Origin of the sequence: Pseudomonas sp. UBA5666 (genome assembly GCF_002420785.1) — a bacterium.
GTDB classification, from domain to species: Bacteria; Pseudomonadota; Gammaproteobacteria; order Pseudomonadales; family Pseudomonadaceae; genus Aquipseudomonas; species Aquipseudomonas fulva.
Genome location: NZ_DIIQ01000013.1, coordinates 79,888 through 94,298, shown reverse-complemented (window position 1 = coordinate 94,298; position 14,411 = coordinate 79,888). Strand labels below are relative to the sequence as shown.

General features: G+C 61.8%; 15 protein-coding genes. 9 read left to right on the top strand and 6 right to left on the bottom strand.

The window, feature by feature from the left end; translation table 11 throughout:
- Window positions 1–6 precede the first annotated feature (6 nt).
- Window positions 7–690, top strand: a complete 684-nt coding sequence (gene lolD, locus B2Y33_RS07780; RefSeq protein WP_174435400.1) for a lipoprotein-releasing ABC transporter ATP-binding protein LolD — start codon at window positions 7–9, stop codon at window positions 688–690.
- A 59-nt stretch (window positions 691–749) separates the two neighbouring features.
- A complete protein-coding gene (locus tag B2Y33_RS07775) occupies window positions 750–1,991 on the top strand; it encodes a lipoprotein-releasing ABC transporter permease subunit (RefSeq protein ID WP_206405871.1) in 1,242 nt (413 codons plus the stop codon).
- Between the two features lie 8 nt (window positions 1,992–1,999).
- Here B2Y33_RS07775 and B2Y33_RS07770 read toward each other — a convergent pair whose 3' ends face one another.
- A complete protein-coding gene (locus B2Y33_RS07770; RefSeq protein WP_288632820.1) occupies window positions 2,000–3,349 on the bottom strand; it encodes a heavy metal sensor histidine kinase in 1,350 nt (449 codons plus the stop codon).
- Window positions 3,346–4,026, bottom strand: a complete 681-nt coding sequence (locus B2Y33_RS07765; protein WP_206405869.1) for a heavy metal response regulator transcription factor — start codon at window positions 4,024–4,026, stop codon at window positions 3,346–3,348. Before B2Y33_RS07765 ends, B2Y33_RS07770 begins: the two co-directional genes overlap by 4 nt.
- A gap of 185 nt (window positions 4,027–4,211) precedes the next feature.
- Between B2Y33_RS07765 and B2Y33_RS07760 the strand changes: the two genes are divergently transcribed.
- The gene (locus B2Y33_RS07760; protein ID WP_206405868.1) at window positions 4,212–4,727 is read left to right on the top strand and encodes a cupredoxin domain-containing protein; all 516 of its coding nucleotides are present in this window, start codon (window positions 4,212–4,214) and stop codon (window positions 4,725–4,727) included.
- Between the two features lie 138 nt (window positions 4,728–4,865).
- Entirely contained in the window at window positions 4,866–5,696 is an 831-nt protein-coding gene (queF, locus tag B2Y33_RS07755) for an NADPH-dependent 7-cyano-7-deazaguanine reductase QueF (RefSeq protein ID WP_028687358.1), read from the top strand.
- A 136-nt stretch (window positions 5,697–5,832) separates the two neighbouring features.
- Here queF and B2Y33_RS07750 read toward each other — a convergent pair whose 3' ends face one another.
- The gene (locus B2Y33_RS07750) at window positions 5,833–6,096 is read right to left on the bottom strand and encodes a DUF4404 family protein (protein ID WP_023534264.1); all 264 of its coding nucleotides are present in this window, start codon (window positions 6,094–6,096) and stop codon (window positions 5,833–5,835) included.
- A 355-nt stretch (window positions 6,097–6,451) separates the two neighbouring features.
- Between B2Y33_RS07750 and B2Y33_RS07745 the strand changes: the two genes are divergently transcribed.
- Window positions 6,452–7,159: an MlaA family lipoprotein gene (locus B2Y33_RS07745; RefSeq protein WP_027915073.1), complete on the top strand. Its 708-nt coding sequence runs from the start codon at window positions 6,452–6,454 to the stop codon at window positions 7,157–7,159.
- Window positions 7,160–7,161: 2 nt separating this feature from the next.
- Here B2Y33_RS07745 and B2Y33_RS07740 read toward each other — a convergent pair whose 3' ends face one another.
- Window positions 7,162–7,461: a PilZ domain-containing protein gene (locus B2Y33_RS07740; RefSeq protein WP_059183162.1), complete on the bottom strand. Its 300-nt coding sequence runs from the start codon at window positions 7,459–7,461 to the stop codon at window positions 7,162–7,164.
- Between the two features lie 269 nt (window positions 7,462–7,730).
- Here B2Y33_RS07740 and rssB point away from each other — a divergent pair, with 269 nt between their 5' ends.
- Complete coding sequence (rssB, locus tag B2Y33_RS07735; RefSeq protein ID WP_027915071.1) at window positions 7,731–8,915, top strand: two-component system response regulator RssB; 1,185 nt, start codon at window positions 7,731–7,733, stop codon at window positions 8,913–8,915.
- The gene (gene rssC / locus B2Y33_RS07730; RefSeq protein WP_027915070.1) at window positions 8,912–9,394 is read left to right on the top strand and encodes an anti-sigma factor antagonist RssC; all 483 of its coding nucleotides are present in this window, start codon (window positions 8,912–8,914) and stop codon (window positions 9,392–9,394) included. Before rssB ends, rssC begins: the two co-directional genes overlap by 4 nt.
- Window positions 9,395–9,602: 208 nt before the next feature.
- Here rssC and B2Y33_RS07725 read toward each other — a convergent pair whose 3' ends face one another.
- Both B2Y33_RS07725 and B2Y33_RS07720 read right to left on the bottom strand, forming a co-directional pair.
- A complete protein-coding gene (locus tag B2Y33_RS07725; RefSeq protein WP_206405867.1) occupies window positions 9,603–11,186 on the bottom strand; it encodes a rhodanese-related sulfurtransferase in 1,584 nt (527 codons plus the stop codon).
- Entirely contained in the window at window positions 11,183–11,791 is a 609-nt protein-coding gene (locus tag B2Y33_RS07720) for a cysteine dioxygenase (protein WP_145280706.1), read from the bottom strand. Before B2Y33_RS07720 ends, B2Y33_RS07725 begins: the two co-directional genes overlap by 4 nt.
- 294 nt (window positions 11,792–12,085) lie before the next feature.
- On the opposite strand from B2Y33_RS07720, the gene B2Y33_RS07715 reads away from it, so the two are divergent.
- Together B2Y33_RS07715 and B2Y33_RS07710 are read left to right on the top strand one after the other, a co-directional pair.
- Window positions 12,086–13,042, top strand: coding sequence for an ABC transporter substrate-binding protein (locus B2Y33_RS07715; RefSeq protein WP_206405866.1), 957 nt, complete (start codon window positions 12,086–12,088; stop codon window positions 13,040–13,042).
- 8 nt (window positions 13,043–13,050) lie between these two features.
- Entirely contained in the window at window positions 13,051–14,370 is a 1,320-nt protein-coding gene (locus B2Y33_RS07710) for an LLM class flavin-dependent oxidoreductase (protein WP_288632817.1), read from the top strand.
- The last annotated feature ends 41 nt before the right edge of the window (window positions 14,371–14,411 follow it).

Here is a 14,411-nt window from a genome sequence, read left to right as displayed (position 1 = left end):
TCGCGCATGAGTGATAAAGCCGTTCTGAGTTGCCGCAACCTGGGCAAGTCCTACGACGAGGGCCCCGAGTCGGTGCAGGTGTTGTCTGGCCTGAACCTGGAACTGCACGCCGGCGAGCGCATCGCCATCGTCGGCAGTTCGGGGTCGGGCAAGAGCACCTTGCTCAACCTGCTGGGCGGCCTGGATCGCCCCACACAGGGCAGCGTGTGGTTGGCCGGCGAGGAGCTGTCGGCGTTGGGCGAGCGCGCCCGTGGCCTGCTGCGCAACCGCGAGTTGGGCTTCGTGTACCAGTTTCATCACCTGCTGCCCGAATTCACGGCCCTGGAGAACGTGTGCATGCCGCTGCTCATCGGCCGTACCGCTATCCCAGAGGCGCGTGAACGTGCCGAGGCGCTGCTCAAACGCGTTGGGCTGGGGCATCGCCTCAATCACAAGCCGGCCGAGCTGTCTGGCGGTGAGCGTCAGCGGGTGGCCATTGCGCGTGCGCTGGTCAACCGCCCGGGCCTTGTGATGCTGGACGAACCCACCGGGAACCTCGATCACCACACTGCCCAAGGCATCCAGGAATTGATGCAGGAACTGTCCAGTGCTTCGCGCACGGCGTTCCTGGTGGTGACCCACGACCTGAGCCTTGCGCGTCAGATGGACCGTGTACTGAAACTCGACAATGGCCACCTGGTGGCGATCTGACCGACCGAGCGGGATGACCCTTTCATCCCGCGACCTGTTTTGATTGGGTGTATTCGCACATGTTCAGACCCCTGCCCATCTTCATCGGCGCGCGCTATACCCGGCCCAAGCGTCGCAACCATTTCATCTCGTTCATCTCCATGACCTCGATGATCGGCCTGTCCCTGGGCGTGCTGGCCATGATCGTGGTGCTGTCGGTGATGAACGGCTTCCAGCGCGAAATGAGCTCGCGCATCCTGGGCTTGGTCCCCCACGCGGCCATTCTGGGCCAGCAGCCGCTGGACAACTGGCAGCAGGTGGCCGATGCGGCCATGAAAAACCCTGCCGTGGTTGCCGCGGCCCCGATCACCGAGATGGAAGGCATGTTGTCCTACAAGGGCGCCATGCAACCCATTCAGGTGGGCGGTATCGATCCGGCCGAGGAAAACAAGGTTTCGATCGTAGGGCGGCACATCGTTCAAGGCCGCTTGCAGGACTTGCAGCCTGGCGAGTTCGGCGTGGTGATTGGCGAGCTGACGGCCCGCCGTTTTCGCCTGAATACCGGGGACAAACTGACCTTGATCGTGCCAGAGATCAGCAGCGAGCCTGGCGGGATCACCCCACGCATGCAGCGCTTGACCGTGGTGGGCATTTTCAAGGTGGGCGCCGAGCTCGATGGCTCCCAGGCCTACATTCACATGGCCGATGCCGCGACCATGCAGCGTTGGGCACCCGGCCAGGTTCAAGGTGTGCGGCTGAAGCTGCATGACCTGTATGCCGCCCCGCAAGTCTCCAAGGCCATCGCAGCGCAGCTTGGCGAGGGCTACCGGGCAGATGACTGGTCCCACACCCAAGGCAGCCTGTTCAGCGCCATGAAGATGGAAAAGACCATGATCGGCCTGTTGTTGCTGATGATCATCGCCGTGGCCGCGTTCAACATCATCGCCACCTTGGTCATGGTGGTGAATGACAAAGGGCCGGATATCGCCATCCTGCGCACCCTGGGGGCAACGCCTGCGCAGATCATGGGGACATTCATGGTCCAGGGCAGCTTGATCGGCGTCGTCGGCACGCTGATCGGTGGGGTGCTCGGGGTCATCGCCGCGCTCAACGTGAGCCAGATCGTGGGCTGGCTGGAGCGCATCAGCGGTCAGCATATCTTCACCTCCGACGTGTACTTCATCAGCAGCCTGCCCTCGGAGCTGCAAAGCGGAGATGTGGTGATGATCTGCGCGGCAGGGCTGGTGATGAGCTTCCTGGCTACCCTCTACCCAGCCTACCGGGCTTCCCAGGTACAACCGGCCATTGGCCTGGCGGTTTGACCAAGCCTTTACCGGCCTGAGAAATCGAGCGTGAAGCGGGTCCACCCCGCCTCGCACGCCACCTGAATCCGCCCGCCATGGGCCTGCACGATCGACCGCGTGATCGCCAGGCCCAGCCCGGCATGTTCGCCCCCGCCTTCATGCCTGGACGGGTCCACCCGGTAGAAACGATCGAACAGCCTAGGCAATGCCGTCGCCTCGATGGCGCTGCCGGTATTGCTCACGGTGATGCGCGGTCCTGTCGCCAGCGTGATCCGCACCTGTCCCCCCGTCGGCGTGAAACGCAGGGCGTTGTCGAGCAAGTTGGAGAGCGCCCGGCGCAGCATGGTCCTGTCGCCGGGCAGCCACGCCTGTCCCTCGCGTGTCAGCTGCACGGCCGCTTCTTCAGCAGCCAGGGCGTAAAACTCCAGTAGAGAATCCACTTCATCATGCAGGGCAAGTGGGGTGTCACCTGGTGTCAGTAGTCCCTGGTCAGCCTTGGCGAGAAAGAGCATGTCATTGATCATCTGCGCCATCGCCTGCAATTCTTCGAGGTTGTCGTGCAAGACCTCTCGGTAGGTGTCGAGGCTGCGTGGGCGAGTCAGGGTGACCTGGGTGTGGGTCAGCAGGTTGGACAGCGGCGTGCGCAGCTCATGGGCGATGTCGGCCGAAAACGCCGACAGGCGCTGAAACGCATCGTCCAGGCGCTGCAGCATGGCATTGAGGCTGTCAGCCAATTGAGCCAGTTCGGCGGGCATTTGCTCCACGGGTAGCCGGGTGGTGAGCGAACGGGCAGAGACGCGTGCGGTGATGCGGCCCATCTGCCTCAAGGGCCGCAGGCCGCTGCGCGCCGCCCAGGCCCCCAGCAGGGCGGTGACCAGCGCCGACAGTCCGACTGTCAGCCAGATCAGGCGCTGCATGCCTTGCAGAAAATGCTGGTGATGGGTGATGTCGAGGTACAACACAAGTTGCGGCGAGGTCGCGCTGCCTGGTATCAGCGCCACAGCAAGGCTGCGGTAGTCAATGCCGTGCGCATGCAGCGTGTTCAACCCCGTGGAGGAGGGCGCCGGGGGGAGGCCGGCCTGGCTCTCGAACCAAGTGACGCCCCCACCCGAGGTGACCCGCACGGACAGGTCGGCCTGATGGCTCAGCTCCTCGCGCAGGGCCGGCAGGCGGGTTTGCAGGTCGGCCTGCGTGCCGACGTCCGTCAGGTGACGGCGCAACAACGACAAGCGCGAGGCCAGCAACTGCTGGTCAAGTTCGATGAAATGCTGCTCGCTGGCCTGATTGAACACCAGGCCCGCCCCGAGCGAAACCGCAGCGGTGCAGGCAGCGAACAGCAGCGCCAGGCGACTGGTCAGCGAAATGCGGCGCCTCACGATGGGCGCACTTCCAGCACATAACCCATGCCGCGTACCGTATGGATCAGCTTGTCCTCGTAGGCATCGTCCACCTTGGCCCGCAGTCGGCGGATGGCCACTTCGATCACGTTGGTGTCGCTGGCAAAGTTCATGTCCCAAACCTGGGACGCAATGAGCGCCTTGGACAGCACCTCGCCCTGACGGCGCAGCAGCAGTTCGAGCAAACCGAACTCCTTGGCGGTCAGGTCGATGCGTTGGCCGCCGCGCTCGACACGTCGACGAATCAGGTCAAGGCGCAGGTCTGCTACCGTCAGCAAGGTATCGGCACTGGGCGTGGAGCCGCGCCTGAGCAGGTTGCGCACGCGCGCCAGCAGCTCCGAGAAGGCGAATGGCTTGATCAGGTAATCATCAGCGCCCAGTTCCAAGCCATGTACCCGGTCCTCGACGGCATCGCGGGCGGTCAGGAACAGCACGGGCGTATCGATACCGGCTTGCCGCACGGCCTTGAGGATCTGCCAGCCGTCGCGCCCTGGCAGCATCACATCCAGGATCAGCAGGTCATGATCGCCCGTCAGGGCCAGAAACTGGCCTGTTTCGCCGTCGGTGGCCAGCTCCACCGTGAAGCCGGCCTCGCTCAGGCCCTGATGCAGGTACTGGCCAGTACGGGCCTGGTCTTCGACGATCAACAGTTTCATTGAGGCAAGCTCCGGCGGTTGATGCGGCGCGCCGCAGTGAGGTCCAGCCGGCGCGTGGGTGCCAGGATCATACGTGACCTGTGCGGCATTGAACCAAACTGACACGCTTGTAATGCAGCGGTCAGCTTGATGGCAGTCGCGTGGGCTTAATCTGGCGCCGTTCAATCCAACGCATGGGAGCCTCGATGTCTCGCTTTATCATTGCCTGCGCACTGACGCTGGCCAGTAGTTTTGCCCAGGCAGGCACCGCACACCCGCTAGCTTTCGGTGAGCCTGCACCAGCCGAGGAGGCCACCCGTACGGTTGAAGTGCGGCTCAAGGATATCGCCTTCGAGCCCGCCAGCCTCACTGTCAAGGCAGGTGAGACGGTACGCTTCGTGTTGATCAACGAGGGGCAGTTGCCCCACGAGTTCAACCTGGGTGACAAAGCCATGCATGCCCAACATCAAAAACAGATGGTTGCCATGCAAGCCAAGCTGTTCAATGCAGCCGCAGATGAGCAGGGCATGGGGCATGGCGACATGAGCGGGCACGATCACGGTGCAGGTCATGGGCATGGCGGCGGTAACACGGTGCTGGTGATGCCTGGCCAGCGCGCTGAGTTGACCTGGACCTTCAAGGCCTCTGCACCCATCGAATTCGCCTGCAATGTGCCAGGCCATTACCAAGCGGGCATGGTTGGGCCGCTGACCATCGAGTGAGGGGCGCTGCAAGGCGGCAAGCAACAGGGTAGACTGGGCGCCCTACGCGTCATCCTGTACACGACAGGGTTACCCCAGCAATGGGGGCGCGCACCGTACGAACGCTAGCGTCCACTCCACACTTTCAGGTCAGTTCCAATGCACCCTGCCGCCGAACACTCCCCGCTGGGCAAGTCCAGTGAATACGTCGCCACCTATTCCCCGGAGCTGCTGTTCCCGATCCCACGCACCGCCAAATGGGCGGAGCTGGGTGTCACCGCGCAGACGCTGCCCTGGCAAGGTGTGGATTACTGGAACTGTTTCGAGCTGTCCTGGCTGCTGCCCTCGGGCAAGCCCGTGGTAGCCATAGGCGAGTTCGCCATCCCCGCCGATTCGCCCAACATCATCGAATCGAAGTCATTCAAGCTGTACCTGAACTCCTTGAACCAGACCGTTTTCGCAGGCATCGAGCCCTTGCAGGCGTGCCTTGAGAAAGACCTTTCGGCGGCCGCCGGCAAGGCGGTAGGGGTGAAGGTGAGGACGCTGGAAGAGGTCGAGGCCCAAGGCGTGGTCGCTTTGCCAGGCACCTGTATCGATGGGCTGGATGTGGCTATTTCCAACTATGCGCAGCCGCAACCGGAGCTGTTGCAATGCGACGCTCATCAGGTGCTCGAAGAGACGCTGCACAGTCACCTGCTCAAATCCAACTGCCCGGTTACCGGTCAGCCGGACTGGGGAAGCGTGGTAGTGACCTATAAGGGCAGGGCGCTCGATCACGCCAGCCTGCTGACCTATCTCATCAGCTTCCGCCAGCATGCGGATTTCCATGAACAATGCGTCGAGCGCATTTACCTGGACCTGAAGAATCTCTTGCAGCCTGAGCACTTGACCGTTTATGCCCGGTATGTGCGCCGGGGTGGCCTGGATATCAACCCCTACCGCAGCATGGGGGAAATCGTCGTGAGCAATGGGCGCCTGGCCAGGCAGTGACCGCCGCCGGGGTGCGCCTGCGTTGAACCGCACCCGACCCTGACAACAGGCCGCGTGCTGTTCGACCCTGGACGCAGTGCGGGTCATGGCAGGCCACTGCGCTACGCTGTGTGCGCAGCAGCCCGAGCCGTATGCCTCAGATACCCATGCTGTGCAGCGAGTTGGCAATGCTGCGCAGGGTGGCCGTCAGGTCAGGGTGGTCGGCTTCAAATCGCTCCACGGCAAGGTTCACACCGTCGGCCAGGTTGTTGTCAGGCGTGGCGTTTTCCAGCTTCAGCTGCGCTTCGATTTGACGCGCTTCTTCATGGAGCGCAGCCAGCTCTTCGTCCGAAAGCGGCACGTTGCGATCCAGTTGCTCGCGCAGGCTGTTGAGGCGCTCTTGCAATTCGCGGGCAGGCATTGGCACTTCTCCATCATAGGTTTGGCAAGCCATGGACCTCAGCGAGGCGGCAAAGGTTCTGGCCTGTATTGAGCGTAAACCTTTCGCGTGGGATTTGCATGGCTGGCAGCCGCTGAGCTGTGTCCGTATTTTTCGCGCATTCGCTGGGAAGCGGTTCGTTTCATCCATGAGGTCGGCGAGCAACAGGTTCTCGTTAAATCTTGCTGCCATTGCGTAGCACCACTGACGTAACACTTGGTCACATTAAACTTCATAGATGCCGAAAGCTGTCTATCGGCCTGCAAAACTCTATACTGCCGCACTACAGCAGCGCGACCGTTGCGCTTGCGGCCGATAATCCTGATGGAGAAACACTATGCGTAGGATCGGTGCCAGTGTGATCGAACGAGTCACCCAGGCCTGTGTATGCGCCAGCATGCTGCTGGCGCCCGTGGCGGCTACTCAGGCCGCCACTGAAGAAGATCCCTGGGAAGCGGTCAATCGCCCGATCTTCCGCTTCAACGATACGCTCGATACCTACGCGCTCAAGCCGCTCGCCAAGGGTTACGACGCCGTGACGCCGCAGTTTCTCGAAGACGGCATCCACAATATGTTCCGCAACCTGGGCGATGTGACCAACCTGGCCAACAACGTCCTGCAGCTCAAACCCCATGCGGCAGGGGTGGATACGGCGCGCTTGATCGTCAACACCACCTTCGGCGTGGCCGGGTTCTTCGATGTCGGCACCAAGATGGGGCTGCAGCGCAGCGATGAAGACTTCGGTCAGACCCTGGGCTACTGGGGTGTGCCCAGCGGCCCGTATGTGGTCATTCCCTTGCTGGGCCCAAGCACTGTGCGCGATGGCGTAGCCAAGTACCCGGACACGTTCACCCGGCCTTATCGCTACGTGGACCATGTGCCTACCCGAAACTCGGCCTTCGCCCTGGACGTGGTGGACACCCGTGCGAGCCTGCTGCCGGCCGAGAAGCTGATTCAGGGTGACAAGTACATCTTCATTCGCAACGCTTACCTGCAGAACCGCGAGTTCAAGGTGCGCGATGGCGAAGTCGAGGACGATTTCTAAGGCTACCGCATGGCCAGGATGCGCAGCCCGAACGTGTGCTGCCCATCCGCCTGGGCCGCGATCCACACGACTTCCGCCGTGGCGTGCAAGCCTTCGAGCGAAGGGTGATCCGACTCCAGGCGCACCTCCAGCCGATCCCCGACGTGAAACGGCTGAGGCGCCTGTACTTGCATCCCGCTGCTGGACAGGTCGAGACACACCGCGGCGATGACCTTACCCTCGTGTACCAGGGTAACCGGCGTGTCGATGCGCATGCGGATGAAATCGCGTTTCTCGCTGTGGCTGGTGGCGTTATCGGGCATGCTGCATCCTTCCTGTGAGGTTACATCGTGAGGGTTTCTTATAACTCTCGGTCATTTGCCCTGTAAAGCCGCTCAAGCGTACCGTTCGATGCTTGAAACCCCTGGCGGATGGGAGTACCGTCTGCGCCTTACACCGCATATCTCGCAGTTGCCGGGTAGGCTTTCTTGCCCTACAACTCGCAGAACGTGCGACCTGTTCAGAATTCCCGCAGCTGTTGGTCTGCCTTGCCGGCTCGCTGCACAAACCCCAATCGGCGCCGTTCGCCCACATGCAGAAAACCAGTGCAACGCTGCTGATCATCGATGACGACGACGTGGTCCGTGCAAGCCTCGCCGCGTATCTTGAAGACAGTGGCTTCAGCGTTCTCCAGGCTGGCAACGGCCAGCAGGGGCTTCAGGTCTTCGAAGAGCACCAGCCTGATCTTGTGATCTGCGATTTGCGCATGCCGCAAATGGGCGGGCTTGAACTGATTCGTCAGATCAGCGCCCGTGCACCGCAGATACCCGTGATCGTGGTGTCGGGTGCCGGGGTCATGGCCGATGCGGTGGATGCATTGCGACTGGGCGCTGCGGATTACCTGATCAAGCCACTTGAAGACCTGGCGGTGCTGGAGCACTCGGTGCGCCGTGCGTTGGATCGAGCGCACCTTGTGCTGGAAAACCAGCGCTACCGCGAGAAGCTCGAGGCTGCCAACCGCGAACTGGAGGCCAGCCTGCACCTGTTGCAGGAAGACCAGACCGCTGGTCGGCAAGTGCAGATGAACATGTTGCCCCAAAGCCCTTGGCACGCCGGTGATTTTGCCTTCGAGCACCAGATCATCCCGTCGCTGTACCTGTCGGGTGATTTCGCCGACTACTTCCGTGTGGACGAGCGGCGTATCGCTTTCTACCTGGCCGACGTGTCCGGGCACGGTGCTTCTTCGGCTTTCGTCACCGTGCTGCTGAAGTTCATGACCACCCGCCTTCTGTTCGAATTCAAGCGTGGCGGCAACATGCGCGAGTTCCAGCCTTCTGAAGTGCTCAGCCACATCAACCGTGGGTTGATCAACTGCAAGCTGGGCAAGCATGTGACCATGGTGGGCGGGGTGATCGATGAAGACACCGGGTTGCTGACCTATGCCGTAGGCGGGCACCTGCCGCTGCCGGTGCTGCATACACCCGAGCACACCCGCTACCTCGAAGGCCGCGGTTTGCCCGTGGGGCTGTTCGAGGAGGCCCGCTACCAGGACCTGGTGGTTGAACTGCCACCACGTTTCAGCCTGAGCCTGATGTCCGATGGCATCCTGGACCTTTTGCCAGGTGATACGCTCAAAGATAAAGAAGCTGCGCTGCCTGAAATCGTCAGGGCGGCAGAGGGTAGCCTGGATGGGCTGCGTCAACGTTTTGGATTGGCTACGCTAGGGGAGATGCCGGATGATATCGCCCTATTGGTGTTGAGCAGGAACCTTCAATGAGTACCGGTAGAATCCAGTTCGCCGAGCAGGACGGTACCTTCGTACTGAAATTCGTCGGTGAAGTGCGCCTGACCTTGTGTTCGGCGCTCGATGCAACGATCGAGCGAATATTCACCGCGCTGAATTTCTCGACCATCGTGATCGACCTGACCGAAACCGAAAGCATCGACAGCACCACCCTTGGCTTGCTCGCCAAGCTGTCGATCCTGTCGCGACAGAAAGTGGGCCTGCTGCCTACCGTCGTGACCACCAACCCGGATATTTCCCGGCTGTTGCAATCGATGGGGTTCGATCAGGTATTCAACATCGTCGACCGCCCCATCCCGTGCCCCGAATGCCTGTCTGACCTGCCATCTCAGGACCAGAACGAGGAGGTGGTGCGTTCCAAGGTGCTGGAAGCGCACCGGATTCTGATGGGCTTGAATGAGTCCAATCGCGAAGCCTTTCATGACTTGGTGAGTGCGCTGGAGCGCAGTTGACCTGGTTCGCCGCGTTGTGATGCGCCAATGGCTGCTTCATCAGAGGAACTCCACGACGCGATGGATGAACCTCGCTTCGACAGCGGTGCTAACCAGCGAGGCTGAGCGCAGGGCGCCTCTTTGAGTGGCAAGCACTACCAGCAACCCGTTTAGCTGCTGGCGTACCTGCACACCGGTGCAAATGACTGTTCGAGGCTTGGTTTGCAGATCAGACCACCCTGAATCGATGGGTGCCATCACGCTTGAGCTGATCAACCAAGCCAAATTCCCACTCTAGATACCCTTGCATGGCCTCCCGGGGATTGTCCGTACCTTCATAGGGCCGTCTGTAGCGATCGCTACGCGGCACGGCAAGCCGTGACTCACCGCTCTCCAGCGGTTTTCCAGCAGCGATCCACTGTGCAGTGCCACCTTCGAGCAGATACACGGGCGTGCGCGTGAGGGCTTCAAGATCACGCGCGGCGAGGCGTGCCAACAGACCGCTGCCGCAGGTCAGCACAATGCGGCTCGCCTGTGGCACGTTTTCCAGTACCTTCGGCAGTTGGGCACGAATGGCCCAGTAGGCACCGGGGATGTGGCGATTGACGTAGTTGGCGCTGGTGGTGAAATCGAGCAAGACGGTGTCGCCTTCATTCAACCAGGCCGCCAGTTGCTCCACCCCAACCGTGGTGACGGGCGGCAACGCTGGCAACGGTGGCTGCCACTGGCCGGTGGCGGTGAAGTCAGCAGCGTGCAATCCGTCAAGCACTGCTACCTGCCAGCCCATCTGCGCCAGCCACGAGGCCGTCATGTTGGCGCGCACGCCGTCGTCATCGACCAGCACGATACTAGCGCCGCGTACACTGGCGACGTGGTCGGTTTCTTGTACCAGCTGGCCACCTGGCACCGAGCGGCTACCGGGCAGGTGGCCTGCGCCATATTCCTCGGGCGTGCGCACATCGAACAGGTAAGTGGTGCGGCTGGCATCGGCCTGCCATTGGGCAAGCCCGACGCGGTCAATCCTCAGGACGCCGGCACGGTCAGCCACGGCGCGTGCCTTGACCGCAGCCTGTGCCTGAATGCCTGCGTCCACTTCGGTGAAGCGTCGCTGCTGGCCATGGGCCAACTGCTGGCCGGCCAGCGTCCAGCCGATGGTACCGTTGCGCAGCGCTGCCACGGGATTGGGGATGCCGGCATTGACCAGTGATTGAGTGCCGATGATGCTGCGAGTCCGCCCAGCACAGTTGACGGTCACCTGGGTGCTCGGGTCTGGTGCCAGCTCAGCCACCCGCAGCACCAGCTCGGCGCCAGGTACGCTGACGCTGCCAGGGATGCTCATGGTCTGGTACTCATCGAAGCGGCGCGCGTCCAACACCACCACGTTGGCCTCTGCATCCAGCAACGCCTGTACCTGCTCGGCGCTCAGCGAGGGCGTGTGCCGCACACTTTCCACCAGTTCACCGAAGGCCTTGCTCGGTACGTTCACGTCGCGGAACAGCTCTCCACCGGCAGCCTCCCAGCCGGCCAGCCCCCCTTCGAGAAGCGCCACGTCGCTGTAGCCCAGCGACAATAGCCGCTGGGCGGCTTCGGCCGCCAAACCCTCGCCATTGTCGTAGAGGGTGATGGCAGTGTCTGCCCGCGGCACTCTGGCCAGTACCTCCAGCTCCAGTTTTGACAGGGGAATGTTGGCGGCAAACAGAGGGTGAGCCTGGGCAAAGGGGTCTTCTTCGCGCACGTCGATCAGGGCGAGCTCTTCTTGCGCAAGGAGGGCGCGGCGGATGTCGTGGTAGTGCCGTGTGTTGACGGTGCTCATCGGGCGGGGTTCTCTTTGGACAGGTCCCAGATATTGGGCAGGAAGGCGTTGGAATAGCCGGAAATGAAGGGTTTCTCGCTGCCGTCCACGGTGTACACGGCGCGCGTGACAGCGCCGATGTTGGCGCCGTAGACGTGAATGCTGATCGACACCTGGTCGGCGAAGGCATTGCTGACTTGATGGATATCCCCAATGATCGGCGATACCGCTTCGACTTGGCCAGGTTCAAGGCGTACCGGCGCGCCCTCGGTCTGCAGCGCACTGCTCGCATCGCGCGCGAAGCCTTGAGCGAGCTCAGCGCCGCGCAACATGCCGATCAGGCCCCAGACCCGATGATCATGGATGGGGGTGCGCTGCCCAGGGCCCCACACGAAACTAACCACCGAGAAGCGTTGGCGTGAGTCGCAATGCAGCAGGTACTGCTGATAGCGCTCTGGATCGGGTTGGGCAAGATCGACTGGCAGCCAGTCGTCATGGGCTACCAATTCGGCTAGCACATGCTTGCCCCGGTCAAGCAGGGTGGCCTCGTCGGGCTGTTGGTCGAGCAACGTGGCGAATTGGTCGATGAAATGGCGCAAGCGCTCCGGGCGAAGGGGTTGAGTCATGGGTCAGGCTCGGCAGTCCAGAATTTGGAAGACCCTAACAAAACGTCTGTATATTCTCAAAATGCAAAATAGTAATAACCTAATATGTAAAAATAGAATATAAAGTTCATTGTTGTCACACCGTCCCAAAAGATGAATATCGCATGAGGTTATGCCTAAAGCGCATTTCACAAGTCAGTTATTGCGCATTAGATTATAAAAAATTCTGTGCTAATGCTTTGAAGCTATAAATGACTTCCGGCCAGACCGCACGTGCGGATCGCCTCACATCCCACTGGGTTTACGGAGACGAACGTGCGCTATCTCAAACACCTGGCTGCTACCGTACTGGCCACTACCTTCAGCCTTGCCGCCGCTGCCCAGACGCTGGTCGTGGGCGATCAGAGCTACAACGCCCGCGCTGTCATGGAGGCTGCCGGCGTGCTGGACAATCTGCCCTATTCACTGGAGTGGAAGCAGTTCACCGCAGGCTCGCCGGTGGCCGAGGCGCTCAATGTTGGCAGCCTGGACATCGGCTTGCTCGGCGACGCGCCGCCGCTGTTCCTGGGCGCCCTGGGGGCGCCGATCAAGGTGATCGCCGTCAGTCGGCAGAACCTTGCGGGGGTGGCCATCCTGGTGCGCAAGGACTCGCCGATACGTAGCCTCCAGGATCTACGCGGCAAACGCGCCGCAATCTGGAAAGGCTCGTGGAGCCAGCAACTGCTGTTCAGTGCCCTGGACGAGGCCGGCGTGCCCCGCGACACCCTTGAGCTGCGCTACCTCAGTGCACTGGACGCCTCCCATGCGTTGGATGGCGGAGCCGTGGATGTGATCGCCACCTGGGAGCCCTATGTCACCCAGCAGGAGCGGCAAGGCGCTCGGGTGCTGGCCACTGCCGACGGGGTGATACCGGCGCAAAGTTTCGTGGTCGCCAACAGCCAGGCCGTGGAGCACAAGCGTGCACAGATCGCCGACTTCCTTGAGCGCCTGAGAAAAGCTCGGGACTGGACCTTGAGCGACCCTGCGCATACCGAAGCCTATGCCGATGCCTGGGCCCTGCGCACCCGCGCCGACCGTGACATCGCCCGGACATGGTTCGCCCGGGCGCGCACCGACCTTGCGCCACTGGACCCGCAGGTGATTCTCGACGCGCAGAAGACCGTGGATTTCTTCGCAGGGCTGGGCCTGATCAAGGCCTATCCGGCGGCAGACTTGTTCGATACCTCGTTTGGCGCAGCCGTTAAGGGCCACGCCTCGACCGCAACTGAGTGAAGGTTCCCATGAGCAAACGACAGATCAAACTCGGTGCGCTGACCATGGGATGTGGCGGCCCGGGGCGGCATAACCTGTGGCTTGACCCCGAGCTGCCCGTAGACGCCAGCGTCAATATCGACTGGTACATCGACATCGCTCGTCAGGCTGAGGCGGCGCTGTTCGACCTGATGTTCATCGTCGACAGCCAGTTCATCACCGAAGGTTCACCCTCGCACTACCTCAACCGCCTGGAGCCGCTGACGCTTCTCTCGGCGCTGGCGGTCAGCACCCGCCACATCGGGCTGGTCGGCACGCTCACCACGTCCTACAACGCGCCGTTCAACGTGGCCCGCCGGCTCGCTTCGCTGGATCTGATCAGTAAAGGCCGAGCAGGCTGGAACGTGGTCACCAGCGGCGATGCCGGCACGGCAGGCAACTACGGCCTGGACGAGCACTATGATTACGACACCCGCTACGCCCGCGCGCAGGAACATGTAGGAGTGGTACAAGGCCTGTGGCATTCCTATGAGGATGACGCCTTCCCGCGCGAGCGGGCCAGTGGTCGTTTTCTGGACCCCTCCAAGCTGCATCGACTGGACCACAAGGGGGAGCACTTTTCAGTCGAGGGCCCTTTGAACATTCAACGCTCGCCTCAAGGGCAGCCGGTGATTTTCCAGGCGGGCGATTCGGAGCAGGGCCGCGACTTGGGCGCTGCCACTGCCGATGTGGTGTTTACCCATGCCGCGAGCATCGAGCAGGGACAAGCGTTCTACCGGGATATCAAAGGCCGTGCCCTGCGCCTGGGGCGTGATCCGGAGCAATTGCTGGTGCTGCCAGGGGCGGAGATCTACGTAGGTGATACTGACGAGCACGCCCGAGAGATCGAACGTCACTACCATCAGGTCGACCACAGCTTCGAGCTGGCCCTGAAAGAGTTCGGGCGCAACTTTGGCTGGCATGACTTCACCCAGTACGACCTGGACGCACCCTTCCCGCAGCACAGCCTGGAGCACGCCCGCAGCAGCTTCTACACCAACGCCAAGCGCATTGCCGACCAAGCGCGTGAGAAAAGCTTCAGCTTGCGCCAGGCGGTTGAATTCGGTCGTCAACTGCTCCCTGGTACGTTCGTGGGTTCGCCCTCTACCGTAGCGGCCAAGATGGCCGAGTGGTTCGAAGCCAGAGCCCTGGACGGCTTCAACATCTACATTGGGCATCCGGGGCAATTTCGCCGCTTCACCGAGCAGGTAGTGCCGTTGCTGCAAGAACGCGGGATCTATCGCACGGCTTACGAAGGTAGCACCTTGCGCGAGAGCCTTGGGCTGACCATCCCGCACTTCAATCGGTAGGCCGCAGACACCCACACGCGGGGCTGCCATGACGCCCAGGC